The 1,172-nt window shown below is 73.0% G+C and carries 2 protein-coding genes; both read left to right on the forward strand.

The window, feature by feature from the left end; genetic code table 11:
• The coding region (locus FUT87_RS27245) for a phytase (protein WP_147243000.1) at positions 1–718 on the forward strand (718 nt) is incomplete at its 5' end.
• A 46-nt stretch (positions 719–764) separates the two neighbouring features.
• A partial coding sequence (locus FUT87_RS27250; RefSeq protein WP_147243001.1) for a GNAT family N-acetyltransferase occupies positions 765–1,172 on the forward strand: 408 nt, incomplete at its 3' end.

The raw sequence follows: 1,172 nt of genomic DNA on the forward strand, positions 1-1,172 counted from the left end.
CGGCATCGACGGCGGCGGCCGCGTGAGCCCCCTGGCCGAGTTGCCGACCGGGCTGGACGAGGTCTACGGCGTCTGCGCCGGACGCAACCCGGCGGGCGGCCTCGACGTGTTCGTCAACGACAAGGATGGGCGCCTGCTGCAGCTGCGGGTGGCGCGCAGCGCCGGCGCCTGGTCGGCCACGACGGTCGCCACGATGCGGCTGACTTCGCAGCCGGAAGGCTGCGTGGTCGACGAGCCGGGCCGGCAGCTCTTCGTCGGCGAGGAGAAGCGTGGGCTGTGGCGCGTCGCGCTGGACGCGGAGGGCCGGCTGGGCGACGCCGCGCTGATCCTGCCGGTCGGGGAGACGCTGCATGCCGATGTCGAGGGCATGGCGGTGCATCGCAGCGCCCAGGGCGCGTGGCTGGTTGTTTCCTCCCAGGGCGACGACAGCTACGTGCTGCTCGACGCGGACGCGCCCCATGCGGTCAAGGGACGCTTCCGTGTCGGCCTGAACCCGGCCCGCGGCATCGACGCGGCATCGGAGACGGACGGGCTGGACGTCAGCGCGGCCGCGCTCGGCGGCGAGTACGGCCAGGGGCTGCTCGTCGTCCAGGACGGCCACAAGCGCTGGCCGATGGGACGGCAGAACTTCAAGCTGGTGCCGTGGCAGGCGGTGATGCGCGCGGTTGAGCCCCCGGCGTCATGTGATGGTTGCCCGGCCTCGCGCGAAGCCCGATGATCGCGGCCCTTTCAACCGGGCCCCGGCCCACGCCTCGACTTCGCGCATGTCCTCTGAAATCGTCGTCCGCCCGATCGCCCCGTCCGACCTCGCCGCCTGGCGTCCGCTCTGGGACGGCTACAACGCCTTCTATGGCCGCGCCGGCGAGACCGCCCTGCCCGAGGCGGTGACGGCCTCGACCTGGGCGCGCTTCTTCGATGAACGCGAGCCGGTCCACGCCTTCGTCGCCGAGCTTGACGGGCGGCTGGTCGGCCTGACGCATTACCTCTTCCACCGCAGCACGACCCGCATCGAGGACACCTGCTACCTGCAGGACCTGTTCACCGCCGAGGATGTCCGCGGCCGTGGCGTCGGCCGCGCGCTGATCGCGGCGGTCACCGCGGCGGTGCAGGCGCGCGGCGGGCATCGCCTCTACTGGCAGACGCACACGACCAACGCGGCCGGGCGCGCGCTG

This window comes from Mitsuaria sp. TWR114 (genome assembly GCF_007997345.1).